Origin of the sequence: Sporosalibacterium faouarense, assembly GCF_016765695.1 — a bacterium.
Taxonomy (GTDB): Bacteria; Bacillota; Clostridia; order Tissierellales; family VENL01; genus Sporosalibacterium; species Sporosalibacterium faouarense.
Genome location: NZ_JAETGO010000039.1, coordinates 1 through 24484, shown reverse-complemented (window position 1 = coordinate 24484; position 24484 = coordinate 1). Strand labels below are relative to the sequence as shown.

Annotated in this window: 25 protein-coding genes; 6 read left to right on the top strand and 19 right to left on the bottom strand. The window is 30.3% G+C overall.

Annotated elements, in window-relative coordinates:
- Window positions 1-169: 169 nt before the first annotated feature.
- Window positions 170-1585: an aminotransferase class V-fold PLP-dependent enzyme gene (locus tag JMO20_RS07730; RefSeq protein WP_202708972.1), complete on the top strand. Its 1416-nt coding sequence runs from the start codon at window positions 170-172 to the stop codon at window positions 1583-1585.
- Window positions 1586-1694: 109 nt separating this feature from the next.
- Complete coding sequence (rodA, locus tag JMO20_RS07725; RefSeq protein ID WP_202708971.1) at window positions 1695-2807, top strand: rod shape-determining protein RodA; 1113 nt, start codon at window positions 1695-1697, stop codon at window positions 2805-2807.
- A gap of 53 nt (window positions 2808-2860) precedes the next feature.
- On the opposite strand, the gene JMO20_RS07720 is transcribed toward rodA, so the two are convergent.
- Complete coding sequence (locus tag JMO20_RS07720) at window positions 2861-3406, bottom strand: GerMN domain-containing protein (protein WP_202708970.1); 546 nt, start codon at window positions 3404-3406, stop codon at window positions 2861-2863.
- A 144-nt stretch (window positions 3407-3550) separates the two neighbouring features.
- Between JMO20_RS07720 and JMO20_RS07715 the strand changes: the two genes are divergently transcribed.
- Window positions 3551-3802, top strand: a complete 252-nt coding sequence (locus tag JMO20_RS07715; RefSeq protein WP_202708969.1) for a YgaP family membrane protein — start codon at window positions 3551-3553, stop codon at window positions 3800-3802.
- Window positions 3803-3888: 86 nt separating this feature from the next.
- Here the strand turns inward: JMO20_RS07715 and JMO20_RS07710 are convergent, their stop codons facing one another.
- The 5 genes from JMO20_RS07710 to JMO20_RS07690 form a co-directional block, all read right to left on the bottom strand.
- Window positions 3889-4356, bottom strand: a complete 468-nt coding sequence (locus JMO20_RS07710) for an NUDIX domain-containing protein (protein WP_202708968.1) — start codon at window positions 4354-4356, stop codon at window positions 3889-3891.
- A 73-nt stretch (window positions 4357-4429) separates the two neighbouring features.
- Window positions 4430-5347: a glutaminase A gene (glsA, locus tag JMO20_RS07705; protein WP_202708967.1), complete on the bottom strand. Its 918-nt coding sequence runs from the start codon at window positions 5345-5347 to the stop codon at window positions 4430-4432.
- A gap of 109 nt (window positions 5348-5456) precedes the next feature.
- Window positions 5457-7124, bottom strand: coding sequence for a nucleoside kinase (locus tag JMO20_RS07700; protein WP_202708966.1), 1668 nt, complete (start codon window positions 7122-7124; stop codon window positions 5457-5459).
- Between the two features lie 178 nt (window positions 7125-7302).
- On the bottom strand, window positions 7303-7740 hold the full coding sequence (locus JMO20_RS07695; protein ID WP_202708965.1) for a CBS domain-containing protein: 438 nt from the start codon (window positions 7738-7740) through the stop codon (window positions 7303-7305).
- Window positions 7741-7807: 67 nt separating this feature from the next.
- A complete protein-coding gene (locus tag JMO20_RS07690; protein ID WP_202708964.1) occupies window positions 7808-8779 on the bottom strand; it encodes an RluA family pseudouridine synthase in 972 nt (323 codons plus the stop codon).
- Between the two features lie 279 nt (window positions 8780-9058).
- Between JMO20_RS07690 and JMO20_RS07685 the strand changes: the two genes are divergently transcribed.
- Complete coding sequence (locus JMO20_RS07685; protein ID WP_202708963.1) at window positions 9059-9625, top strand: MltG/YceG/YrrL family protein; 567 nt, start codon at window positions 9059-9061, stop codon at window positions 9623-9625.
- 68 nt (window positions 9626-9693) lie between these two features.
- On the opposite strand, the gene JMO20_RS07680 is transcribed toward JMO20_RS07685, so the two are convergent.
- The 7 genes from JMO20_RS07680 to JMO20_RS07650 all read right to left on the bottom strand — a co-directional run bounded on the left by JMO20_RS07680 (window position 9694) and on the right by JMO20_RS07650 (window position 16927).
- Window positions 9694-10254, bottom strand: coding sequence for a DUF6648 family protein (locus JMO20_RS07680; RefSeq protein WP_341534006.1), 561 nt, complete (start codon window positions 10252-10254; stop codon window positions 9694-9696).
- Window positions 10255-10398: 144 nt separating this feature from the next.
- Complete coding sequence (locus tag JMO20_RS07675) at window positions 10399-11127, bottom strand: pseudouridine synthase (protein WP_202708961.1); 729 nt, start codon at window positions 11125-11127, stop codon at window positions 10399-10401.
- A gap of 181 nt (window positions 11128-11308) precedes the next feature.
- The gene (locus JMO20_RS07670; protein WP_202708960.1) at window positions 11309-11713 is read right to left on the bottom strand and encodes a twitching motility protein PilT; all 405 of its coding nucleotides are present in this window, start codon (window positions 11711-11713) and stop codon (window positions 11309-11311) included.
- A gap of 95 nt (window positions 11714-11808) precedes the next feature.
- The gene (gene mnmL, locus JMO20_RS07665; protein WP_202708959.1) at window positions 11809-12765 is read right to left on the bottom strand and encodes a tRNA modification radical SAM protein MnmL/YtqA; all 957 of its coding nucleotides are present in this window, start codon (window positions 12763-12765) and stop codon (window positions 11809-11811) included.
- Between the two features lie 50 nt (window positions 12766-12815).
- Complete coding sequence (locus JMO20_RS07660; RefSeq protein ID WP_202708958.1) at window positions 12816-13286, bottom strand: LiaI-LiaF-like domain-containing protein; 471 nt, start codon at window positions 13284-13286, stop codon at window positions 12816-12818.
- Window positions 13287-13322: 36 nt separating this feature from the next.
- Window positions 13323-14606, bottom strand: a complete 1284-nt coding sequence (locus JMO20_RS07655; protein ID WP_202708957.1) for an MFS transporter — start codon at window positions 14604-14606, stop codon at window positions 13323-13325.
- A 197-nt stretch (window positions 14607-14803) separates the two neighbouring features.
- The gene (locus JMO20_RS07650) at window positions 14804-16927 is read right to left on the bottom strand and encodes a M1 family metallopeptidase (RefSeq protein ID WP_202708956.1); all 2124 of its coding nucleotides are present in this window, start codon (window positions 16925-16927) and stop codon (window positions 14804-14806) included.
- A gap of 353 nt (window positions 16928-17280) precedes the next feature.
- Between JMO20_RS07650 and JMO20_RS07645 the strand changes: the two genes are divergently transcribed.
- Window positions 17281-17469 (top strand): asparagine synthase, encoded by a 189-nt coding sequence (locus JMO20_RS07645; RefSeq protein ID WP_202708955.1) that lies wholly within the window; start codon window positions 17281-17283, stop codon window positions 17467-17469.
- A 45-nt stretch (window positions 17470-17514) separates the two neighbouring features.
- Here the strand turns inward: JMO20_RS07645 and JMO20_RS07640 are convergent, their stop codons facing one another.
- The 3 genes from JMO20_RS07640 to JMO20_RS07630 form a co-directional block, all read right to left on the bottom strand.
- Window positions 17515-18264 carry a peptidylprolyl isomerase gene (locus JMO20_RS07640; RefSeq protein ID WP_202708954.1) on the bottom strand — a complete coding sequence of 250 codons (750 nt, stop codon included), beginning with the start codon at window positions 18262-18264 and terminating at the stop codon, window positions 17515-17517.
- Window positions 18265-18333: 69 nt separating this feature from the next.
- Window positions 18334-19260 (bottom strand): DMT family transporter, encoded by a 927-nt coding sequence (locus JMO20_RS07635; protein ID WP_202708953.1) that lies wholly within the window; start codon window positions 19258-19260, stop codon window positions 18334-18336.
- Between the two features lie 96 nt (window positions 19261-19356).
- On the bottom strand, window positions 19357-20202 hold the full coding sequence (locus tag JMO20_RS07630) for an HAD family hydrolase (RefSeq protein ID WP_202708952.1): 846 nt from the start codon (window positions 20200-20202) through the stop codon (window positions 19357-19359).
- A gap of 176 nt (window positions 20203-20378) precedes the next feature.
- Here JMO20_RS07630 and JMO20_RS07625 point away from each other — a divergent pair, with 176 nt between their 5' ends.
- On the top strand, window positions 20379-21080 hold the full coding sequence (locus JMO20_RS07625; protein WP_341534005.1) for a peroxiredoxin: 702 nt from the start codon (window positions 20379-20381) through the stop codon (window positions 21078-21080).
- 151 nt (window positions 21081-21231) lie between these two features.
- On the opposite strand, the gene JMO20_RS07620 is transcribed toward JMO20_RS07625, so the two are convergent.
- The 3 genes from JMO20_RS07620 to mnmA all read right to left on the bottom strand — a co-directional run bounded on the left by JMO20_RS07620 (window position 21232) and on the right by mnmA (window position 24289).
- Window positions 21232-22530: a M18 family aminopeptidase gene (locus tag JMO20_RS07620; RefSeq protein WP_202708951.1), complete on the bottom strand. Its 1299-nt coding sequence runs from the start codon at window positions 22528-22530 to the stop codon at window positions 21232-21234.
- Between the two features lie 15 nt (window positions 22531-22545).
- On the bottom strand, window positions 22546-22932 hold the full coding sequence (locus JMO20_RS07615; RefSeq protein WP_243414676.1) for a DUF1292 domain-containing protein: 387 nt from the start codon (window positions 22930-22932) through the stop codon (window positions 22546-22548).
- Window positions 22933-23152: 220 nt separating this feature from the next.
- A complete protein-coding gene (gene mnmA / locus JMO20_RS07610) occupies window positions 23153-24289 on the bottom strand; it encodes a tRNA 2-thiouridine(34) synthase MnmA (protein ID WP_202708950.1) in 1137 nt (378 codons plus the stop codon).
- Window positions 24290-24484 lie beyond the last annotated feature (195 nt).

Below are 24484 nucleotides of genomic sequence, written 5' to 3'. Positions count from 1 at the left end.
CACTCCACCTGAAGAGAAATCTTCTCTCCCACTTATAGAAGTGGGAGTCTTATCAAAAGATTAAAAGGCTTAACTCTTTGTTAAGCCTTTTTGTGTGTCAATATACTTCATCTCTCATATTATGAATAGTATATAGTCTTTATTTGATATATGTTAGAGGGGGATTTCTATGTTTTTTCAAAAGAAGTATAACATAAATAATATAAGAAAGCATGTTATAGGGATTGATACTAAGATTCCATTAAAGAGTGGAAAGAAAACTACTTATATAAATTTTGATAATGCTGCCAGTACACCAACTCTATTACCAATTCTTAACAAGGTAACTTCTTTCTTAGAATGGTATTCTAGTATTCATAGGGGAACTGGATATAAATCTAAAATTTCTACATCAGTATACGATAAGGCTCATGAAATTGTATCTGATTTTGTCAATTCTAGCCATGATAAAAATACTGTTATATTTGTGAAAAATACAACAGAAGCTATAAATAAACTCTCCTATCGTCTAAACTTAAGTCACGATGACATTGTGATCACTAGCCTTATGGAACATCATTCAAATGACCTCCCGTGGAGAAACCATGCAAAAACCATACATATTAAAGTTTTAAAGGATAGTAGTCTTGATTTAAATGACCTTGAGTATAAGTTAAAGAAATATAAGAATAATGTTAAATTAGTAGCGATTACAGGATGTTCAAATGTTACAGGAATAGTAAATGATATACATCATATAGCATCTATATGTCACAGCTATAATACAAAACTCTTGGTAGATGGAGCTCAGTTGATACCCCATCGTGAAATTAATATGTCGGGATATAGTGATGATGATTATATTGATTTTCTTGTATTTTCAGCCCATAAAATGTATGCTCCTTTTGGTACAGGAGTACTAATCGGCCCAAAATCTATTTTCCTCAAAGGGAATCCTGAATATGTAGGTGGTGGTACTATTACTAGTGTTACCCAACATAATAGCTATTGGGCAGATTTACCTGATAAAGAAGAAGCAGGGACGCCAAATGTAGTTGGTGCAGTGGCTTTAGCTGAAGCAATAAAGATAATGAGTGAAATAGGCATGGATGAAATAAAAGCTCATGAGTATAAACTAGCTACATATTTCATGTCTAAACTCAATAAATTTGATGATATAGAAGTATACTCTAATGTTTTACATGAAAAGAATAAGGATATTGTTGGAGTGATATCATTTAATGTTAAAGGGGTACCCCATGGACTAATAGCCTCTGCCCTTTCTTATGAGGGAGGTATTGGTGTAAGAAACGGATGTTTCTGTGCCCATCCATATATTCATCACTTATTAAACCTTTCTTCAGGTGATATCTCAAGTCTACAAAAGAAATTAATCTTTGGAGACTATTCTAATGTACCTGGTTTAGTTAGAGTTAGCTTTGGGATGTATAACACAAGATCTGAAATAGATACCTTTATTGAAGTATTAGATAATATAATGTCTAGCAAGACTAAGTTGCTCAATAATTATAATTTAATTGAAGAAACCGGTGAATACACTCCTAAATTAAATTACAAAAATATTCTTAAAGAATTTACCTTATAAAGTCTACTAAAGTGTAGGCTTTATTTATATTATATGGTATAATAAATAGTTGAAGAAGTATGATTTGGACAAGTATACTTAATTATATATATATAGAAAGGGCATAAATATGGCGAAAAAAAGACGAAGTTTTTGGAAAAGATTTGATTATATATTATTACTTTCTGTAATATTACTAGCTGTATATGGACTTATTATGATTTCAAGTGCTACTGCTAATTCTACTTATGGAAGCTTTCCGTATCTTAAACAACAAGGACTTGCCCTTGGTTTAGGACTTATAGCAATAATTGTTCTATCTTTGATAGATTATGAATGGTGGGGCAAGCTTTATTTGGTAATCTATTTTGTTTGTAATGGATTATTACTCGCTGTATTGTTATTTGGTTTTGGTGAAGAAAGATGGGGAGCAAGGAGTTGGTTATCTATAGGTGGATTCACATTTCAACCTTCTGAGATAGTTAAGATCGGAATAATCATCAGTGTAGCAAAGTATATTGATAATAACAAAGAAAATTTAAATGAATTGCCTACTTTAATAAAAGTTTTAGCTTTTGCAGCAGTTCCAATTGGTTTAATTGCAAAACAACCTGATGCTGGTACTGCAGCAGTGTATGTTTTCTTTATTGCAGTTATGCTTTTTATAGCTGGATTAGATTGGAAGTATATATTGTATTCAGTTTTAGCAGGTGTAATGAGTGCTCCTATCTTGTGGTTTACACTAGAGGGTTATCAGAAGAATAGAATTTTAAATTTTATAGATCCCACAAGGGATGTCCTAGGTTCTGGTTACCAATTAGATCAATCTATAACAGCTATAGGATCTGGTAAAATTTTTGGTCGTGGATTATATGAGGGTGTTCAGACTCAATTAGGCTTTCTCCCAGAAGTTCAAACGGACTTAATCTTTGCTGTTATTGGAGAAGAATTAGGCCTTCTTGGAGGATTAATATTAATCACCCTATATGCTATAATGCTTTTAAGACTTGTACGTATTGCCAGAAATACTGAAGATCTCTTTGGTTCACTAATAATTATAGGAGTTTCATCAATGATGACTTTCCATATATTCGAAAATATAGGAATGACTATGGGACTACTTCCTTTGACAGGTATTCCCCTTCCATTTATGAGTTATGGCGGAACTTTCTTACTAGTAAATATGGTTTCAATAGGTATGGCTTTAAGTGTTGGAATACGGAAGGAAGGACTTAATTTCTAAAGATAGAAATAGGCAATGAATCTATTAAGTAAATAGATTCATTGCCTTATTTTTTAATCTTCTTCAGCTGGATTTATACTTTCTCTTGTAAATGGTTCGTCAATGATAAAATGTCCCATAAGAGTACCTTCACTTTCTCCATCAACTAAAAATTTCACCTTATCTATGTAATCTAATTCAGTTAAAGACATAACTATAGAGTCTATTAAAAATCTTTCTTCTGTTGATCCTCCAGTTAAATTTTCACTAGAAATGTTCACAAAAGCTGTAGCATCAGTTACCTCAACATCAATTATTTCTATATTATCTCCAATAGTCGGTCTATGTCCTTGTTCGTACTGTGTTGGTCCTTCCTGTAACTTTTCAATAACGACATCTTCCAATGGTCTCTCATCCATAGGCACAACAACTCTTTCTGACACCATATCAATTGCTTGTTCATCAGCAAAATAAAGAGTAATCTCTTGCCCAATTTCTTTATCTCCATTATTGTCTTCTATCTCATTATCATCGATATTATCATTTCCATTGTCTACACATCCTCCAGAAAACAATATAAAAGCAACTAACGTTATAACAAGAATAATCTTCTTAATCATATTATTACACCTCACTTTTTAAGTTCTATTATATTTTTACACTATTCTATTAATAATAAACAACATAAGAAATTTTTAAAATATGTAATACAAAAACGAAATTATGAAAAAATAATATTATTACATTTAAAGGTGGTGTTAAATTTGAAGGAAAATGTTGGAAAACTTGACTCGTATCTAAGAATAACTGGTGGCCTAACTATGTTAGGTATTGGTATATCAAGGGACTCAGGTGCACTTATTACTTTAGGTGCTATGAAAGTTGCCGAAGGAATAACTAGATTTTGCCCAGTACTTTATCTCATGGGAAAAACAACAAATAATGATGAAACAATTATTGATTTTGCCAAAAACTTCTCAAAAGATTTTGAAGAAGATGAAATTATAGATTCATAATCTTCAAAAACTCAAATGGGATATGACTGTATTTAGAAGTCATATCCTATTTTTAATACAATCTAGGTTTATTATAATTCCAAAATTTACATTTTTCCTTCAGTACTTTTAATGTGATTTAAAACTATTTTATATACATCATCTTGATAGGATATATCCTCTGGTAACTCTGTAAATAGTTTAACTAAGTCTGTCTCACTCCAACTAGGCTTAGGTTCAAATCTGTCTATTTCAGCTTTATAAATGGCATATTTCAACTTCTTATCTCCATTATTAACTGTATAATATCCTAAAGCCTTCACATTTTTAAGTATAGCGCCAGCCTCTTCAAAGGATTCTCTTTTTGCACATTCCAATGGAGTTTCCCCTTCTTCTCGAGTTCCAGCAGGAAATTCCCATCCCTTTCTTTTCATATGAAATGTCATAACAAAATTATCATTGTAGAAAGGAAAAACAAGACTTCCTGAAGAATCCTCAATATCCCCAGCTGATTTAGGAGAAAGGCTAATCTGTATATTACCATTTGTTCCTGAGATATTCACAACTAAATCCAAGTTTACCACCCTCTTAAAATACTTTCTCTCTAAAACCATTGTATACAATTTAGTCTGATATTGATAATAATTTTTAAAAAATACTTAGATTAAAGTTCCTCGATAGATCCTTTAAAATGCCACAACCACCTATAGAATTCCCCTTATCATCTAATGCTGGACCATATGCTCCTATTCCCATTCTATGGGGAACTGAAGCCATAATTCCTCCACCTACTCCACTTTTAGCCGGTATACCTACGTTTATTGCAAACTCACCTGAAGCGTTATACATTCCACAAGTAACCATGAAAGTTTTTACTATTCTTGCTATATTTTCCCCAGCAATTTGCTCCCTTGTACTAGGCAATCTCCCTCCGTTTGCTAGAAAAAGTCCTATTTTAGCAATATCTATACAATCTACCTCTATAGAGCATTGCTTGAAATACACATCTAAAATTTCATCTACATTCCCTGTAAAAATACCTGCCTCTCTCATAAAATAAGCCATAGACCTATTTCTATCTCCTGTTTCTTTTTCTGATAAATATACTTCTTCATTAATACCTAGATTTTCATTACCAGATATCTTTCTAAAAAAGTTTAACAATCTCTTGAATTTCTCATCTGTTGAATTTCCTTTGATCATTGAAGATACAGCAATAGCTCCAGCATTTATCATAGGATTCAATGGTCTAGAGGGTGAAACTATTTCTAGTTTAATAATAGAGTTAAATGCATCCCCTGTTGGCTCCATTCCAACTCTATCAAATACATATTCAATTCCATTATCTATAATGGCAAGCATAAGTGAAATGGTCTTTGATATACTCTGTATCGTGAATTTTTTATTATAATCACCAGCCGTATAAATATTCCCTTCTATATCAGCTACACATATGCCTAATTCATTTGGATCTGCTTTCCCTAATGCAGGGATATATTTAGCCACTTTACCATCTATAGTTAAGTTTTTATTGTTTTCAACTAGTTTGTTTAGTAATTCATTCATTAGTTTCAACTCCCTATATAAGTTTTATATAGCCTATAAATATACTATTAATACTTGGCTTATCCATTATATAAAACTTATCATAAAAAATCAAAGGAATAGTTTAAAACTATTCCTCGGTAAAACAGCTTCCCCCTATAAATTCTCTAATAATTGATGTGCATGGTATTTCCTGTTCCTCATGTACGCTTTTAAAATATTTTATGAATTTTTGAAGTCTTTTGCTTTCTGAATAGAAGCTATTACTCTTATCTATTTCCATAAGTAGAGGCTCAACATATTTCCTTAAAATTGCTAGTTCATATACTAGAGCTGAATTAAACATTACATCAGCTTCTTCTTGGTATGGAAAAATATTTCTTTCTTCTCCTCGTCTTACATTATCCCACAATTCCAGTGTTCTTAGTGCGTCATTCCCTCTAAAGTTTTTATCTCTTACCATTCTTCTAATTAGCCTTGTATCAGTAGTATGTATTCTATTATGTCCATCAATATTAAGCTGTGTCAATGCACTAACATATATTTTAAATTTGTTTTTCTGCGGTATTGAAGGAGTTAGCTTGTTATTTAATCCATGTATCCCTTCAATAATAATAGGATGATCCTTATCAGCCTTTATCTTCTTACCCTTATATTCTCTATGTCCAGTAAGAAAATTAAAAGTAGGGATTTCTACCTCTTCACCCTCCAAGATTTTCACCAAATCCTCATTAAAGGTCTTTATATCTATTGCCTCTAAAGCTTCAAAATCAAACTTCCCATTCTCATCAATTGGAGTATCTTCACGGTTAACAAAGTAATCATCTAAAGAAATAGATATGGGCTTCTTCCCATTAACTTTAAGCTGAATAGCCAGTCTTTGTGCAAAAGTAGTCTTACCTGAAGATGAGGGCCCAGCAATTAATATAAGTCTTTTATCTTTATCTTCACATATTTTGTCAGCGATATTTGCAATTTTCTTTTCATGGAGAGCTTCGGAAATCCTAATGATATCTCCAATGGAGTTATTAAGTATTTTTTCATTAAGAGAGGATACATATCCTACATCTAAAATATCTCCCCAGGTTTCTGCCTCCTTAAATATCTTTGCTAGCTTACTTTGCTCTTGAAATTCTGGTATTTTAAAATCACTTTCTTTTCTAGGTAATTGAATGATTACTCCTGGATGATAATACTTCAAATCAAATTCATCAATAACACCTGTAGATGTAGCTAAATAGCCATAAAAAGTATCATAATAACCTTCTAAATTATATACATGCTTAGTATCTTTATCTCTTTGGTTTAAAAGTCTAACCTTCTCTTCCATATTCATATCTTTAAATATCTTTATGGCTTCGTCCTTAGAAACTAACTTTCTTTCAATTGGGATATCTTGTTTTATAATTTTTCCCATTACATCTTTTATTCTTTTAATATCATCTAGCTCAATATTCTCTACATTATATAACTCTGTATATAATCCTCTACTTAAAGAGTGTTCAACGGTTACTCTACAATTCTTAAAAAGGTCACTGCACGCTTTTATATATATAAAGGCTAGAGTTCTAGAATATATTCTCATTCCATCCTTATGGGTCAAATCTAAATACTCAATATCACTATCTTCTTTCACTTCATAATCTAGTCTTTTCACCTGATTATTAACTATTGCACCTAAATATTTTTTCTCATTCTTGATATTCAACTCTTCAATTATTTCATCTAGACTAATACCATTTTTAACATCATAAACTCCAAAATTTTTAACATTAATCTTAATTGTATTATTTTCCATTCTTTTCCCCCTTAAAGCTTAATATTTAATAATTATTACATTTATTACTTATACTTTACCCTATGATTATACCCATAAAATCATTAATACAAAATTAAATCTATATTCTATTTTTAACTTTATATAATTGAAGAATTTACATATTTAAGGTACAGAGAGATTCTCTGTACCTCTTTTATTACCTTAAATTACCTGATGGATTGCTTGGTTCAGAAATATTAGATAAAGCGTCTCCTGCTTCATTTACATAAATATCTCTTATCGCCAAGTCACCTATAGCAAGCACACCTACTATCTGATTATTCTCAACTACAGGTAGTCTCCTTATTTGATTTTGCGCCATGATTTTTGCAGCTTCGTGTACATCTGTTTCAGGAGTAACTGTAACTAGATTTCTTGACATTACACTATTTACAGAAGTATTACTATCTGACCCTTGAGATACATTTCTAATAACTATATCTCTATCTGTTACTATTCCCACAGGCCTCTTAGAGTCATCACACACAGGTATAGATCCTATATTCAAACTCTTCATCTGATTTGCAGCGTCCCTAATTGAACTATTCATTGACACAGTTGATACATTTGAAGTCATAACTTCTCTTACTTTCAAATTATTCACCCTCCTTAGTTATTAATCATAATTAGGATATGTAATTTGAAACTTTTTAAACATTCTATTATTCTCCAAATAAGTCATCTTCTATATTTTGAAGTTGTTGTGTCATAGGAGCCGAAAAGATTTGACCATTTAAGTAATTCAGTGGTTTTTCTACATTTTTAAATCCGATTTCATGAGCATGTAGAAATTGACTCTTTAATCCATATTTCTTTTTGAAAAATTCATTAGTTTCTTTACATCCATATTTAATATCACCAATAATAGGATGTTCAATAGATGCTAGATGAGCTCTTATTTGATGAGTTCTACCCGTTATTAACTCTATTTCTAATAACGTAAAATCATTATTTGTCTTTATTGGATTAATAATTGTTTGTATTCTTTTAGAATTACTTAGTTCTTTATTACTAACTTTAACAATATTATCCTCTAAATCTTTAATTATATATCCATTTAAATACCTATCCTCATTAATCTTTCCTCTAACTATACATTTATAAAGCTTTCTAATGCCATTATTCTTTATGGAATTATTTATTACCTGCAATGAAATGTGATTCTTTCCACCTATAATTATACCACTAGTATTTCTATCGAGTCTATTACATATAGATGGCACAAAGGTTTTTTCTTTTTTTGGGTCATATACTCCTCGTTTATGAAGATAACTTATTAATTGTTTTACTACTGTATTTGTACTATTTTCTGTGGCAGCATGGGAAAGGAGTCCTTTGGGCTTATTAATTAAAACTATATTTTCATCTTCATATACAATTTCAAATGTAACAGAGATATCTTCAACTTTCTTGTCTTCTTGAAATTTGTTGATTGTTTCTTTTGAAAGGTACAATTGTAAAACATCACCCTTATTAAGTATATCTTTTGGCTGAGCTTTACTATTATTCAATTTTATCCTCTTTTTCCTAAGCATTTTATATATAAATCCCGATGATGCCTTAGGAAAGAATTTTTTTAAAAACTTATCCATTCTTTGATTATGTTCATTTTCATTTATTCTAACTTCCTTCACTATTAATCATCCTCATATAATATTATTCTTCTGCTATACTATTTTACTATACTATTCATTTTATTATATTATACACCCTTCACTTCAAGATATTAAATATCTTCTATATATATACTAATATTAGTTCCCAAATTCTTCAAACTTAATTTCATTATATATACAAATAAGTAGTATATACTTACATTACAGATAGATTACATTAGTTCTAATTTTGTTGAAATCAGTAGACATAATGTGTTATTATAAAGTTAGAAGTTATCTAGAGTAGAGGTGAATACTTTGAAAAAATTTATCGACAATTTAAAAGATCTATTTTATGATTCTGTTGATGTACTTCTAGTTATTGTAATATTCATAGCAGTAGGTGGAACTATTTTATGGAGACTAGATATTCTATTTGCTCCTGATGTGGACAAGGCTCCATTAGAACAACCAGCAGATATTGGAGAACCTAAAGACGATTCCACAGCCAATAATGATGACAATACTAATAACTCAGATGACTCTACCCAGAATCAAGATGATTTAGATGAGACGAATCAAGGCAGTCCTGAGAACAACAATCAACAAGATAATCAAGGAAATAATCAACAAAACGATAATAACTCCAATAATGATTCTACTAATGTTAAAACTGTAACCGTAGTAATACCTGAATCATCATCAGGGCCGACAATCGCAGACATATTAATTAATAGTGGTTTGATATCAACTAGTGATAAGTGGACTTTCTTAAATAGAGCTGTTGAAATGGGCTTAGATACTAAATTCAAACCAGGTACATTTGAGATTAAAAACGATGCTTCATTTGATACTATAATAAAAACAATTGCAAAAAATTTATAAAACGACCTGAAGGTCGTTTTATTTTTTTCTATCATAGATTTTATATTAATTTAATAATTTATATGGTATTAGTACTTTTCATTGATATATCCATCAATTAATGATTTTTTCTTACCTGATATAAATACGCCTTCTTCTTTTAGTATCTTTAATAGCCAATTACTCTTCGAGTGAAAAATTGCAAATTCATAATCCTTTAAAACAATTTCGTATAACTTATCCTTTAATCTTTTAGATTCGACTTTAATAAAATATGCCTCTACATTTTCAAACTCTAGATGTCTTAAAAGCTTTAGAGTTGATTTATCCTTCTCATTATAATAGTAATGAGCCTTATTTAAGTGATGTTTAAAATAGTTATAATGCTTTCCTTGTCTCTTCATATCTACTCCAAGCATAGTATAATACTTAGCCAATACATTGTAGTATTGATAATTATACATTCCCTTTTCATAGCTATCAATTTTACTGAAGGGTTTAACCCTCATCTGCTGAATAAAGTCAAAGTTTAACTGTAAAAATTCTCTCTTTGTCATATCACCATTTCTATACTGAATTATTAGTGAATCTCTGTTTTCAAAAAACTTATCAAAAATATTTTTCTTTTTTAAACGTGACAAAATTAACACCCTATCTAAATATGTGATTTCAATTCTCTTATTCTGTACTAATATTATATATTATATACTTCCACTTAGCAAACTAACTATACTTTTATACAAGTATTTCATATAATTCCTTTTTTAACCTTATTGGAATTATAGTCAAGACAATTATACATCCATTCCCTTCAAAAGCTCTATTTCAAACTCTTCTAATTCCCTATATTCTCCTAAATTCAAATCTTCATCAAGCTCTAAATTTCCCATTGCTATCCTTTTGAGGTATATTACACTTTTATCAACGGCTTCAAACATTCTTTTAACCTGATGAAATTTACCTTCTTTAATAGTCAGGTATACCTTAGAAATATTGTTAGATTCTAATATTTCTAGTTTTGCTGGCATGGTTTTATAATCCCCATCAATTATAACTCCTTCTGACATAGTATTAATATCATTTTCTCCAACTCTTCCATCTACTTCTACATAATATGTTTTCTCAACATGCTTTTTAGGAGAAAGTAAATTATGAGCTAGCTTTCCATCATTAGAAATTATAAGTAACCCCTCTGTATCCTTATCTAATCTACCTATTGGGAAAGGCTCAAATATACGGTATCCCTCTTCTATCAAATCTATAACAGTTGTATCTCTAGGATCATCTGTCGATGATACAACTCCATCTGGTTTATTCATCATGAGATATATGTATTCTCTATATTCAACAGTGTTTCCATCTATAATAATCTCTGCTTCATAAGGATCAACCTTAACTGAATTACTCTTGACCACTTCTCCATCCACTGTTACCAAACCTTGCTTTATATATCCCTTTACATCCTTCCTACTTCCGTATCCCATATTCGAAAGCACCTTATCTAACCGTTCTTTTTTAGCCATAAAATCCTCCATTCATGTTCTCAATATATAAAATTGAAATATCTAATTTCTCAAGTAGTTATTTTCATAAATACTATAGTACTATTCTTCCAAAATTGCAATGATATTATAGAAAAATTGATTTAATTTATAAAGGGGCAGATCTAATCTGCCCCTTCTACATAAATTTTTACTTAATATATTATTTAATAATTAGTGATTTCAATTCATCAGGGATTTTAACTTTGTCTGAGTCCACTCCTATGACAAAGGCTATATTGAATTTATCAATTTTCTTTTGAATTAAATCTTTAAATTCTTCAATATTTACATCTAGCATCTTAAAAAAGCCATCTATATAAATCTTTTCTATATCATAGTCTTCTGCAATAATTCCACATAAAAAGCCACGGAAAGTATCAATACTGTCAATATTGTACTCCATGGCATTAATATATCTTACTTTATGATTTAAATTAAGCATATGACTATTATCTACATCAACAAACACGATATCACCTTTGGACTGCTTACTATCACTGTTAGCCATCTCAATTAGCCTCTTTGTTTTTCCTGATCCCTTGGGACCACTCACAAACTTTATCATAGCTATCACCCTCCTGAATATAATAATCGTTATTAACAATTTTCTATATTATATATATTCTACAAAACATGATATAACCCTTTTAAATTTTCAAACTATTCAATGAATTTCTTTACAGCCTTTCCATTTAAATAATTGCACGCTTTTCCTTGATAGGTATTTCTTTCCATCATTTCGTCTATAATCATGTCCTTTATCTTCCACCAACTAGTATTCCAATTGACAAATAGGGTGTTTTCTTCTGGAGCTCTACCAATTAATCTCTGAACGACAATATCTTCTTGCAAAAACTCTAAAAATACTACCACTCTATCAACATATTCGTCCATTGAAATTAAGTCTATCTTATCATCTTTATACATCTGCCCCAATGCCGTGTTTTCAACAACATATAATGAATGTAGCTTTACTTGATCCACTTCTAATGATGATAAGACCTTGGCATTCTCCACTACATCATCCATATTATCCCAGGGTAGATTAAGAATAAGATGGGCACAAACTTCAAAGCCTCTTTTTTTAATCCTTAAAACTGCATCTATAAATTCTCCTAAAGTATGTCCCCTATTTATTTTCTTTAAAGTATGGTGATTTACAGATTGTAATCCTAATTCAATAGTAATATTTACTCCATAATTTTTTTCAATATCTTCTAAGAAATCTAAATGAATATCTGAAATACAATCAGGTCTTGTAGATATTGATATCTCCACAACATCATCAATAATAGAATTCTTTATAGCTTCTTTAAAAGTTTTTATATCCATATAAGTATTCGTGAAATTTTGAAAATATGCAATGAATTTTTTAGCCTTATATCTTCTTCTAATATAATCCATATTTTTCTCCATTTGATCTTTAACCGGTATAGAATTATCTAGATTCTCAAAACCTGCCCCTTGTTCTCCACAGAAGATACATCCTCCTGTTCCTACACAACCATCTCTATTGGGACAAGTAGTTGGAAGATTAATAGGTAGCTTATATACCTTAGTTCCATACTTCTCTTTTAAATATTGTGAGTATACTCTGTACAACTTTTTTTCATCCATTGTTTTCCTCCAGTTTTCTACTTTATCTTAAGTATGTAATGTATAATATCCTATTTTTTTTTTAATAGAATATATAAACCAAATAATACAAATGCAACTCCTAAAATTAAATTAAAGCTCAGTATATCAAAAGAAGAAGATAATCCAAATAAACTTATAATGGTAAGAATTCCTACAGGAAATAGTAGACCTCTTTCCCTTCCACCAAATATAAAGAGTTGGAATAGGCCTATTGCAACTCCTAATGGATATACTGCCCATGATTCTACTAAATTACCTATGGCATCCATTTCTATGGCATAGAAATATAATCCATATATTGTTAAAATCCCCCCTGGAACCAAAAGCCCTGGATCTTTTCTCCTAATAAAATAGCTAATCTCAAATATTAAACCAGGAACTAATAGAAATAGTGGCCAATGCAATTCAATATCAAACTGAATAATATCAAAATTGTTTAGTAAAAACACCCCACCTATTATTATTAATATAATCCCTGTAATATAGTCTCCCCTTCTCATAACTTATACCCCCTATAATTTTATTATATTTTCTTTTTATTTAATTGTTTCCGATGAAGTTTCCTTGACATCCTTCATTACTAATGAGGCTATTATACTAATTATGCCAGCTATAATAACAAAGCTAAAGGCATGTCTATAATCTTTCAGATTATACACCTTAACTCCATCAATCAATTTTCCTGACCATCCTCTCTCTAAAATTAGTCCTATGACTAAACTTACAAGTGCACTTCCAACAAATTCTCCTACATTGACAATTGCTGTAGCAATTCCAGAGAAATTCAAATCATTAACTTCCTTAACATTTGTAAATATCAAAATGTGAGTTATTACACAGAGGCCAATAACAAAAAACAGCACTGGTAATTGCTCAATGGGTGGAATACCTTTTTGAATCAACAATATATATATCCATACTAGAGTAAATATTGTTGTAGAAATAGCTAAGATTCTCTTTATTTCACCATTTAACATATCTGAAAATTTCCCAACAATAGGTGCTCCAGCTATAAACCCAAATGAAATAAATGATAAATACCATGATGCCTGCTGCTTAGTCACTTCATATACATGTACTATATAAGAAATTCCCCAAAGTCCTAATATAGCTGTAGTAGATCCTACCAAAGTAAGTATTATAAAGAAATTTGGCCATGTATATTTATTTTTTACCACATCTTTTATACCTTCAATCAGCTTTTTATTACTTTCCCTCTTATGTACTGATTTAAATCCTAATTCTTCTGGAGTATCTCTTACTAATATAAAAATTCCCATTGCCAAAACTGCTGTTATAACCCCCAAAAACATAAAGGTGTTTCTCCACCCTAAAGAAATAACAAGGTATGTGAGAGGAAATGTTGCAAGTAAAGCTCCTAGATTACCAAAAAAGGAAGTTAATCCTGATAAAGTAGAATATTTCTTCCTAGTAAACCATTGAGATTGGACTTTCATAATTGATACAATTATTACAGACGTACCAATCCCAACTATGAATCTAGAAAAATATGCTATTCCTATGCTACTAGATAATCCAAATAAAATAGAACCTAAGGCAGTTAATGCCATACCAATAGAGCATATCTTCCTTACTCCTATAGTATCTACCATAATACCTACGGGTATTTGCATCAAAGCATAAGAATAAAATGTCATTGATGTTAGATTTCCTAATGTGGCACCACCAATTCCTAATTCTTTACTTAAATCATCAGCTACTGCTCCCATAGATAATCTATGAAAAAAAACAATAATAAACGCGCCAACTAGGATTCCCCATGTACTCCATCTATGAAAATTATAACTTCTTTTTGTCATTAGTTTTCTCCTTTCACATATGCTGTCCCTTCAACTATATCATATAGAAATTACTAAAAATCCACAACAGTATTTTCTTATCTATTGTATAAACAATTGACTTTCTTTATAGTTATACTTAACCTCTTTGAAAATGTTTATATAATGAAACCAACCCAAATAATAAATTATTCGGATTGGTTTTCAGTTAATATATACTACTGTTCATATCTTCCTAATATTTGCTTTGTGTCTCCGATATATATTTTAAATTGATTTGTATCATACCATATACTTGCATAGTTAAAATATGTACTATCTAATAATCTTGCATCATCCCAGAATACAACCATCATTGAATTGTATTTATAGTATGGATTTTCCATTATAAAAGCCCCATGTACATCTCCTTTTGCCTTTACTACTAAATCATCCATCAACAACCAATCTGAAGACCTATTTATAGGAAAATATGATTGTAAATCCTTAATTAACTCATTTTCATTGAAATCACCCAATAAAATTATATTTTCCCTTAAATCACTTTTAACAGCTTCACTCTGCTTTTTAACTTTATATTTTATTCCCGAGCTTTCAAAACTTCTTATGTAATATCCAAGAAGCCTATCTACACCTGTTTCACCGTCATAATAGTTACTAGGGTCTTTTGGTATCATAGTCTTATCAGGTACTATTAGATAGATTGTTTCTCCCTCTAATCCCTTCAAATAAATATTTGTAAATGACATTCCAAATTCTTGCTGTCTTTGCTTTAATTCCATTAACTGCTGTATTCTATTTAGCTCTTGATGTTCCTCTTGAGTTATCGTAACATGCTCTGGATAATAGAATTCTGATGTAAGAGCTTCTTCTATTTTTTCCTTTACATCATCACCAGCTTTTTCAGATATCACTTCTAATAATTTCTTTATGCTTCCATTTTTAAATTTATTTCTTTCATAGTATGTACTGAGTATATCAACAAACTCTTCTTCTCCTACTAGTTCTCTTAAGTCTTCTAATACTATTGGTCCAATGCTGTATATTACATTACTATATTCACCCCAATCCTGGAAATCGTCTACACTGGAATCAAAAGAAGTTCCTTGATAGGGATGAACTCTGCCTCTAATCTGCATTAATGTTGCATTATTATGATATTTACCAAAGTTCTTTTCAAAATAGTATGCAGTTGTATATACTGTCATTGATTCGTCCATAAAAGGTTCTTCGTACTCATTACTACCAACGGTTACATACCACCATTGATGGATAGTTTCATGTACTGCAGCTTCAATCAGAAATGGCACACGATTTTGTTCTTTGTAGTTCTTATCCAGAGCACCATACTTACCCATTTGTATAAGCTGAGGATATTCCATCGCTCCACCAGAAAGATAAGTTTCCATAATATCAAGCTCTTCATATGGATACTCACCAATGGTTTCATTTAGGAACCCTACTGAATCTGCTACAATCTCTAGTAGAATTTCTGCACTTTCTTTACTGGTTTCTGAGTTTTCACTTTTTAAATAAAAGCTATTTATTTTTATGCCATCTACTTCTGTACTAATTACTCCATAATTTTCACTCATCACTATAACAAAATCTCTCACATTACTAGCTTCAATATTTACTGTTTTTGTTTCTTCATTAGCTTCCTCATTAACAGTAACTCCTGTAGATGCAACCTTCATTTCTTTAGGTACTATTAAAGATACATTATAGTTGGACACATGGCTATAGTTAGATTCTCCAATAGGATGATATGGATTTTCATCCCATGAATTCATATTTTCATCATAAATAGACATTATAGGATACCAATTTGTTAATGATACTACATTTTCAAAATAACCTATTCTATTTCTACCTTCTGGTAAATCTACAGTAAATTCAACAACTAATTGAATCTCATCTCCAGATTTTAAAGTCTCATCAAGTTCTATATCTAAAATCTGATTATCTTCGCTAAATGATAATTCTTTATCATTAGCCTTAACTCTTAATATGTCTATATTACCAAACATACTCTCTGGAAGACTTTTCTCATCCTGTACTTCATAATGTCCACCTATTAAAGGCATATCATTCAAGCTTTCATAAGAATCAGGATATAGATGTAATACGAGTTGATTTAAATCATCTCCATAAATATTAGTAAAATCTATTGTTTCTGTAACCGTTAAGCTTTTTTCTACATTATCATATAAAACTTCCATTTTATATTCAGTCAACTGATTCTCTAAACCATCATTGTCCACAGCAAAGCTTCCCTGTGTACTAAATAATAGTGTAACTATCATTAATACACTAATAATTGACTTCAAACTTTTTTTCAATTTAATCCCCCCAAATGTAATTTTATTAAAAACTTTTAACAGTTATATTATATATTATTTACATTATCTAATTCCATAATTATCCACATTGTTAACAAAATGTAATAAATCATTAATTTGTAAAATAGAATTCATTTTCTCTTTCAATTTAAAATTAATTTATAAATATAAATTTCTGTTTTTTTGGATTACTAAGTAATTTACATAGTGATCTAATCTTTTATTATTTAATGGTAAATATATGTATGAATTACTATTAATAGATTATTTCTATATAATTTCCGCTAATTTAATACAAGCACTTTGAGAAAAATAATATTGAACCTACCGAATTAAAAGATAGGAGGAGTATAATGCAAGCTAGAGAAGGTTTAATACCTACAGTTTTAGGTACAGCGGTTACAACTTCAGGTTTCGCAATGAAAAAAATTCTTCCTGGACCATTAGCCTGGGGGTTAGTTGGTTTTGGACTTGCACATGTAGTTTTAGGCTCTATAGATTTAGTGGAGCATAAAGAGACAGCTAGAGAAGAACTATACTAATTAATAAGGCCCTTTGACAGGATTGTCAAAGGGCCTTAAAAGCATTTATTCGTTAATGCTTACTTCATATTTATTTTTCAATTCTTGACTTTTGTTTTGATATAATTCGTTTTGCTTCATAGAAATCATTTGATTTGTTAATTGATCCTTAACTTCTTCATACTCTCTTATTGATTCAGGTTGCTTATCAGTTACCTTGATTATATGATATCCAAATTGAGTTTTTACTGGCTCACTAATAGTATTAGTATCCATGTTAAATGCTGCTTCTTCAAATTCTGGCACCATTTTTCCCTTGGAGAATTCTCCTAAGTCTCCACCCTTTTCCTTTGAAGGACAATTAGAGTACTTCTTAGCTGCTTCTCCAAACTCAAGTCCATTATTTATTTCTTCAGTTATTTCTTTAGCTTTTGCCTCTTCATCAACTAAAATATGACTAGCTTTAACACTTTCTGGACTTTTGAATTTTTCTCTATTAGCTTCATAATAATTTTTAACTTCTTGTTCTGCTATTGTAGCATCATTCAACGTTTTTCTTATAGCATACTGCTTAAGTAAATTTATTCTAGCATTTTCTAATTCATTCTTATATGCTTCTTCTTGATCCATACCACTTTCTTTAGCATCTAAATAGAACAACTCTTGATTTATTAATTCATTTAAAAGTTGTTTTTTCCCTTGTTCTGATTGGAATTGCATTGCTCTCTGAGGTCCTAAGCTCTGTAACAGTGCATTTACATCCTGCTCAGTTATTTCTTTTCCGTTAACTGTTGCTAAAACTTTGTTTTCACTCATTCAATAAACTCTCCTTTATTTGTTTAGTCATGTAAATGATAACAGAAAAAGACTCTTTTGTCCAATAACCTAGTCTTTTACTAGTTTTCCCTTTCTCATCCTACCATAATAATTAGTCCCCCATACTCCTAACAGAATCATTCCTCCACCGACAAAATGAAACCAATAGAAGTCTTCTTTTAAAATAACAACACCAGCAAATATTGAAACGATAGTTGTAAGATTTGCAAAAACTGCTGACTTTGAAGCCTCTATTTTAGATAACATATAATTTACCATGAAAAATGCAATTACTGATGACAATATTCCTAGATATAATATAGCTGTTATTACGCTAGTATTTGTTAAAGGTTGTAAATAATTCCTTAGATTATTATTTCCAATATGTTGAATTATAGCTATAGAATTAAACACTATAGTTCCTATCCACATCATTACAAAAGTAATTTCTACAGGCTTAAATTGAAAAGATGATTTTCTTGACAATATATTAAAAAATCCTGCTGACACAATTGCTCCTAATAATACAAAAATTCCATTAATATTTCCAGATACATCTGTACTTCCCTTCATTAAATTGATAAATACCACTCCAGCTACAGATACTAGAATAAAAATTAATTGTCTCAATGTTGGAGTTTCCTTCAAAAATACTGTTGCTAAAATAGTGACAAAAACAGGTATTAGCGCAATCATCATACCGGCTTCGGATGATGAAGTCATATTAATTCCTATAGTTTCACATATGAAATAGGTTACTGGTTGAAAAAAAGCAAGTAACATCAATAGGTGCAATTTCTTGCCTTTAAAGTTAATTTTAATTACGCCAATTAATTGAAGTATAGTTAGCATTATGGCTGCAAAGGCAAATCTAAACCCCAAAAGATGGAAGGGCGTTAAGAAATCCAAAGTTTTTTTAGTAAACATAAATGAAAATCCAAAAATAGTAGAATATATTACTCCCGCTATATATGGCATAATTTTTTCATTACCCATTCAGTCACGTCCTTTACACTTATTTAGTGTTCCGAAATTTTATCCAAATATTATTCTATATTAAAGTCTGTGACTTTTCAACAATGTAATGAAATTTCAAATAATTAAATTGTTTAATACTTCCCTTAATATCTCCCCTACGCCACCTTCATTATTAGTTTTTTTAGTAATAATATCTGCAACCTTCTTAACTTTATCAGAACCATTTTTCATTCCTATGCCTAGTCCTGCTCTTCTTATCATTTCTATGTCATTATTATCATCACCAATAGCTATTATTTCCTCTGACTTTATACCTTTACCTACTGCGTAATCTTTTAATGTCAACCATTTTGACCCTTTAGGATTCATAATCTCAAGCAATCCACCAGGCATAGTAAGTTGACTCATAATATGAGAATTATATCTATTCGGATAGGATTTTTTCAAATGCTTTTCAAAACTCTTAAGTTCTTCTACATCTCCCATAAAACAAGCAACCAATACATTTGCATCTTTATAATCTAAAAAATCATTAACTCTTTTATATCTTTTAAGATTCTTTGACATATATGATGAGTATTTAGAGTGTTCAGGATCTAACTCAATTAGCATATCATATCCATCATGATAGTGGTCTACATGTAATATAGGAAAGAGTCCTACTTTTCTTCCTTCCTTGACCAGATTATAAAAATCATTCATATCCATGTATTTAGTCACAATTAAAGTATCATCCTTAGTTTCTCTAACAATATTTCCATTATTACCTAAAACAACTAAGTCTAGCTTTAATTCTTGGATTAAATCCTTAGCAGACCAATATCTCCTACCTGTAGCTATTACAATCTCCAAACCTTTTTTATACAATTCCTGCAATATTTCTATATTTAGTTTTGGTATCTTTTTCTCGTCATTGAGTAATGTGCCATCTAAGTCTATAGCAATCAATTTATAATTCATATGTTTCACCTCATTATATAATCATTCATAGATAAAATACCCTTAATTATTATTTTAATCACTATATAGTATAACATACAAAATTTTCCTTATAAAATTTAAATGTTTATCTATATTATGAACTAATTTACATAGATAGAATATTATAAAACAAAAAAACTATAGGAGGTATAAAAATGAATAATCCTTACTGGTATTTCATTCCTAATAATAATTACCAAAGATATTATAGCAATACGCCCTATACTAATCCCAACTATAATAGTTTTAGATATAAAAATATGCAAAACCCTCAAAAATCTGAAAAATATTGTGACTATTTTAATCTAGGTGATAAGGCCCCTGAATTTACCCTTGATGCTATAGTAAATGGTCAGCCTACTAAGGTTTCTTTATCCGACTATCTAGGACAATGGGTAGTACTATTCTTTTATGGCTCTGACTTTACATTTGTTTGACCTACAGAATTGGCGGCAGTTGCCGACAGAATAAATGAGTTTCATAGCTTAAATACTGAAGTATTAGCCTTAAGTACAGATAGTATTTATTCCCATAAAATTTTCATGCAAACCTCACCTTCCGGCAGAAAAATAAACTTTCCTTTAATGTCAGATAGAACACAAATGGTATCTAAAAAGTATGGTGCTCTCAATGAAAAGGAAGGATTTGCTTATAGAAGTGCATTTATTATTAATCCTGAAGGAAAAATCATGGCATGGTTAACTAATCCTCAACCAGTTAGTAGAAATATTGATGAAATATTAAGAATAATTGCAGCACTTCAATATAATGAGAAAACTGGACTTGCAGCACAAGCTGGATGGCAACCTGGAGATCAAGGAATTAAAACTGGATGGGAATATGTGGGGAAATATTAATTTTTATCCCTTATTAAAAAAAGAGGTTGAATAAGCAGTGCCCATCTAACCTCTTATCTTTATTGGGGAAATTGCATATTAAAATCTTTTATAACTTTATATCTGATTTGTAAATATGCAATTCCCTATCTATTAAACAATTTATTCTTATTTACAATTTGAAAAACTCATCAAAGGATTTTCTAATATAATAATGATCTAAAACTCCTCCAAGCTCTCTAATTGAATGCATTGCTAACATGGGATTTCCAATGTCAACTGAACGTATATCCATTTGAGTAGATGATATAGGTCCAATTGTAGATCCTCCCCTTACATCAGAGCGATTAACAAATTTCTGAACTGGTACGCCTGCCTTCTTACATACCATTTCATAAACTGTATTAGAATCACTATCTGTTGTATAAGCTTGATTAGCATTGATTTTGATAATAGGTCCTTGATTAATCCTCGGTCTATTAACTGGATCATGTTTTTCAGGAGCGTTTGGATGAACTGGATGAGCCATATCAGCAGATATAATAAATGAACTATATAATGCTCTATAAAAATCTTCTTTATCCTTACCTAAAGCATTTACTATTCTCTCAAGGATATTTCTCACCATAGGAGAACCTGCTCCTTGCTTAGTTCTACTGCCAATCTCTTCATTATCAAAACAAATCATTACATTAGTCGCCTTAACAGGTTCAGAATCCACTAATGCAGTGATTCCTGCATGAACCATGGCTAAATCATCTAGTTTACCTGTTGATATAAATTCATTATTTAATCCTATTATACAACCCTTTTCATATTCATATAAATTTAAATCAAAGTCTATTATATCTTCGACATTCACTTGTAATTCTTCTGCAAGTAATTTGATTAAAAAGTTCTCTTTTTCAAATTCCTCTGATATTAATCCTAACATTGGTATTGTATCTTTTTGTTTATTAAGTTCAATACCTTCATTTAGTTTTTTATTCATGTGAATAGCAATATTAGGTATTATTAAAATAGGTTTTTCTATATTAACTAATCTGCTTTCTGGGTATAATAGATTATCTGTTTTTAAGCTTACCCTACCAGCAATGGAAAGGGGTCTATCCATCCATGTATTTAAAATTGGTCCTCCATACACTTCTGTATTTAGTTTTAAATATCCATTTTCTGTCATTTCAGGATTTGGTTTTATACTAAATCCAGGTGCATCTGTATGACCAGCAATCAATTTAAATCCTTCTTCTTCTATTTCACCATTCCCAACAACAAAAGCTATTAGAGCAGAGTCATTCTTAGTTACAAAATATTTTCCACCCTTTTCGATTTTCCACTTTCCCCTCAGTTTTAATTCATTAAAACCTTTATTAGTTAAAATACTTTTAGTATTTTTTACTGCATGAAAAGAACTTGGGCTATCGTAAATAAAGTCAATAAGCTCTTCAGCAAATTCTAACTCCTTTGACATTCTTAATTCCCCCTATTACTCTTTATCGTCATCTTCCTCATCACCAAATAGTTCATTAAAAGCTTCTGAAACTATTTCGAATTCATCATCACTCTCAATATTCTTAAGTTCAATTTCATCTTCATCAACCTCTACATATTCATACAATAATACTCTTTCATCTTCCTCTGGAAGTAAAGCTATGTAGGATTTCTCCTCTACTTCAAATGTTCCAAGCACATAACAATTCAATTCAGAGTCATCATCTAATGTTAAATATATCATTTGATACCCTTCATGTTCATGTTCATGTTCACAACCGCAGTCATCATGATCATGTCCGTGGTTACAACCACAATTATCATGATTATGCTCATGATCATGATTATTTTCACAACCACAACCGTTATTCATCTCTTTCATTTTTAGCCCTCCTAATTTAATTTAGATTTTAATATTTTAGTTTATGTTAAAAATAATTAAGCTATACAACTCTCTTCAGTGTATAAACACTTAATCGAAGATACTATGTCTCACAATAAAATTTAGTGACCCTAATAAACCCCATTATCTCATTTCAACATAAAGTTTTAAAATCCTTTATTTAATTTATGTTTATTATATACTTTAACATATACCTAAATCAATTTATTTCTATTGGTTGGTTTTTCATCTCTAGTTTATCTTTTATAGGTTTGTCAATAATTCCTCCGCCTAAACATATATCTCCTTTATAAAATACAACTGCCTGACCCGGAGTTATAGCTTTCTGTGGCTTATGAAACATAACTCTACATTTATCATCGTCCAATATTTCTACTTCTACACCTTGATCTTTTTGACGATATCTAAACTTGGCACTACATTTAAATTTTATTTCTTTCCCAATATTTGAAATCCAATTTACATCATTTGCTATTAATCCATAGGAAAATAATTTTGGATTATTAGCTCCTTGTACAACATAGAGGATATTTTTCTCTAAGTTTTTATCTGCCACAAACCAAGGTTCACCTGTTCCAATCCCTCCAATACCTAGTCCTTTTCTCTGTCCCAGCGTATAATACATTAAACCATCATGTCTTCCTAATACTTTGTTATCATCATAGTTTCTTATTTCGCCTTGTTGAGCAGGTAAATAATGACTTAAAAATTCATTAAAATCCCTTTCTCCTATAAAGCAGATACCTGTGCTATCTTTTTTATTGGCAGTTTTAAGCTTTTCTCTTTTAGCTATCTCTCTAACTTCTCTTTTATTTAACTCCCCAAGGGGAAACATACTCTTTGATAATTGTCTTTGATTAAGGGCACAGAGAAAGTACGTCTGATCTTTATTAGAGTCTACACCTTTCAATAGTTGATATTCACTATTTTCATATTCTAATCTAGCATAATGACCTGTTGCAAGATAATCAGCTCCTAGCTTTAGAGCATATTCAAGAAAAGCTTTAAATTTGATTTCTTTATTGCACATTACATCTGGATTTGGAGTTCTTCCCTTTTTATATTCCTCTAAAAAGTATGTAAAAACTTTATTCCAATACTCCTTTTCAAAGTTTACAATATAGTAGGGTATACCAATTTGATTACATACATCCCTCACGTCCTGATAGTCTTCTTCAGCTGTGCAATAACCAAACTCATTTTCCTCATCCCAATTTTTCATAAATATACCAACTACATCATATCCTTGCTCCTTTAGTAATAATGCTGCAACAGAGGAATCCACTCCACCTGACATTCCAACTACAACTTTAGTGTTTTCATGTTTCTTTTTCATAAATTTCAACCTTTCCCATAGATTCTATATCTTTTATTGAAATAATAACAGCTCTACGATGATAATTAATTATCCTATACTTTATAGTACCCTTTTCATACTAAAAATCATTCCTCTAGCAAAATTTTCTAAAAGTGAACTCGTTCTGCTCAAGCAGAACATCGGGGCTTCAGATGGAGACTCCACTCCACCTGA

What these genes read in the sequence shown, in the direction of transcription:
- JMO20_RS07630 (WP_202708952.1), bottom strand. Translation starts at nt 20,202, where the DNA reads ATGAATTATAAATTGATTGCTATAGACTTAGATGGCACATTACTCAAT.
- mnmL (WP_202708959.1), bottom strand. Translation starts at nt 12,765, where the DNA reads ATGGATGAAAAAAAGTTGTACAGAGTATACTCACAATATTTAAAAGAG.
- JMO20_RS07730 (WP_202708972.1), top strand. Translation starts at nt 170, where the DNA reads ATGTTTTTTCAAAAGAAGTATAACATAAATAATATAAGAAAGCATGTT.
- JMO20_RS07655 (WP_202708957.1), bottom strand. Translation starts at nt 14,606, where the DNA reads ATGACAAAAAGAAGTTATAATTTTCATAGATGGAGTACATGGGGAATC.
- JMO20_RS07660 (WP_202708958.1), bottom strand. Translation starts at nt 13,286, where the DNA reads ATGAGAAGGGGAGACTATATTACAGGGATTATATTAATAATAATAGGT.
- JMO20_RS07620 (WP_202708951.1), bottom strand. Translation starts at nt 22,530, where the DNA reads ATGTCAAAGGAGTTAGAATTTGCTGAAGAGCTTATTGACTTTATTTAC.
- JMO20_RS07670 (WP_202708960.1), bottom strand. Translation starts at nt 11,713, where the DNA reads ATGATAAAGTTTGTGAGTGGTCCCAAGGGATCAGGAAAAACAAAGAGG.
- JMO20_RS07675 (WP_202708961.1), bottom strand. Translation starts at nt 11,127, where the DNA reads ATGGCTAAAAAAGAACGGTTAGATAAGGTGCTTTCGAATATGGGATAC.
- mnmA (WP_202708950.1), bottom strand. Translation starts at nt 24,289, where the DNA reads ATGAAAAAGAAACATGAAAACACTAAAGTTGTAGTTGGAATGTCAGGT.
- rodA (WP_202708971.1), top strand. Translation starts at nt 1,695, where the DNA reads ATGGCGAAAAAAAGACGAAGTTTTTGGAAAAGATTTGATTATATATTA.
- JMO20_RS07640 (WP_202708954.1), bottom strand. Translation starts at nt 18,264, where the DNA reads ATGAGTGAAAACAAAGTTTTAGCAACAGTTAACGGAAAAGAAATAACT.
- JMO20_RS07645 (WP_202708955.1), top strand. Translation starts at nt 17,281, where the DNA reads ATGCAAGCTAGAGAAGGTTTAATACCTACAGTTTTAGGTACAGCGGTT.
- glsA (WP_202708967.1), bottom strand. Translation starts at nt 5,347, where the DNA reads ATGAATGAATTACTAAACAAACTAGTTGAAAACAATAAAAACTTAACT.
- JMO20_RS07720 (WP_202708970.1), bottom strand. Translation starts at nt 3,406, where the DNA reads ATGATTAAGAAGATTATTCTTGTTATAACGTTAGTTGCTTTTATATTG.
- JMO20_RS07635 (WP_202708953.1), bottom strand. Translation starts at nt 19,260, where the DNA reads ATGGGTAATGAAAAAATTATGCCATATATAGCGGGAGTAATATATTCT.
- JMO20_RS07700 (WP_202708966.1), bottom strand. Translation starts at nt 7,124, where the DNA reads ATGGAAAATAATACAATTAAGATTAATGTTAAAAATTTTGGAGTTTAT.
- JMO20_RS07615 (WP_243414676.1), bottom strand. Translation starts at nt 22,932, where the DNA reads ATGAAAGAGATGAATAACGGTTGTGGTTGTGAAAATAATCATGATCAT.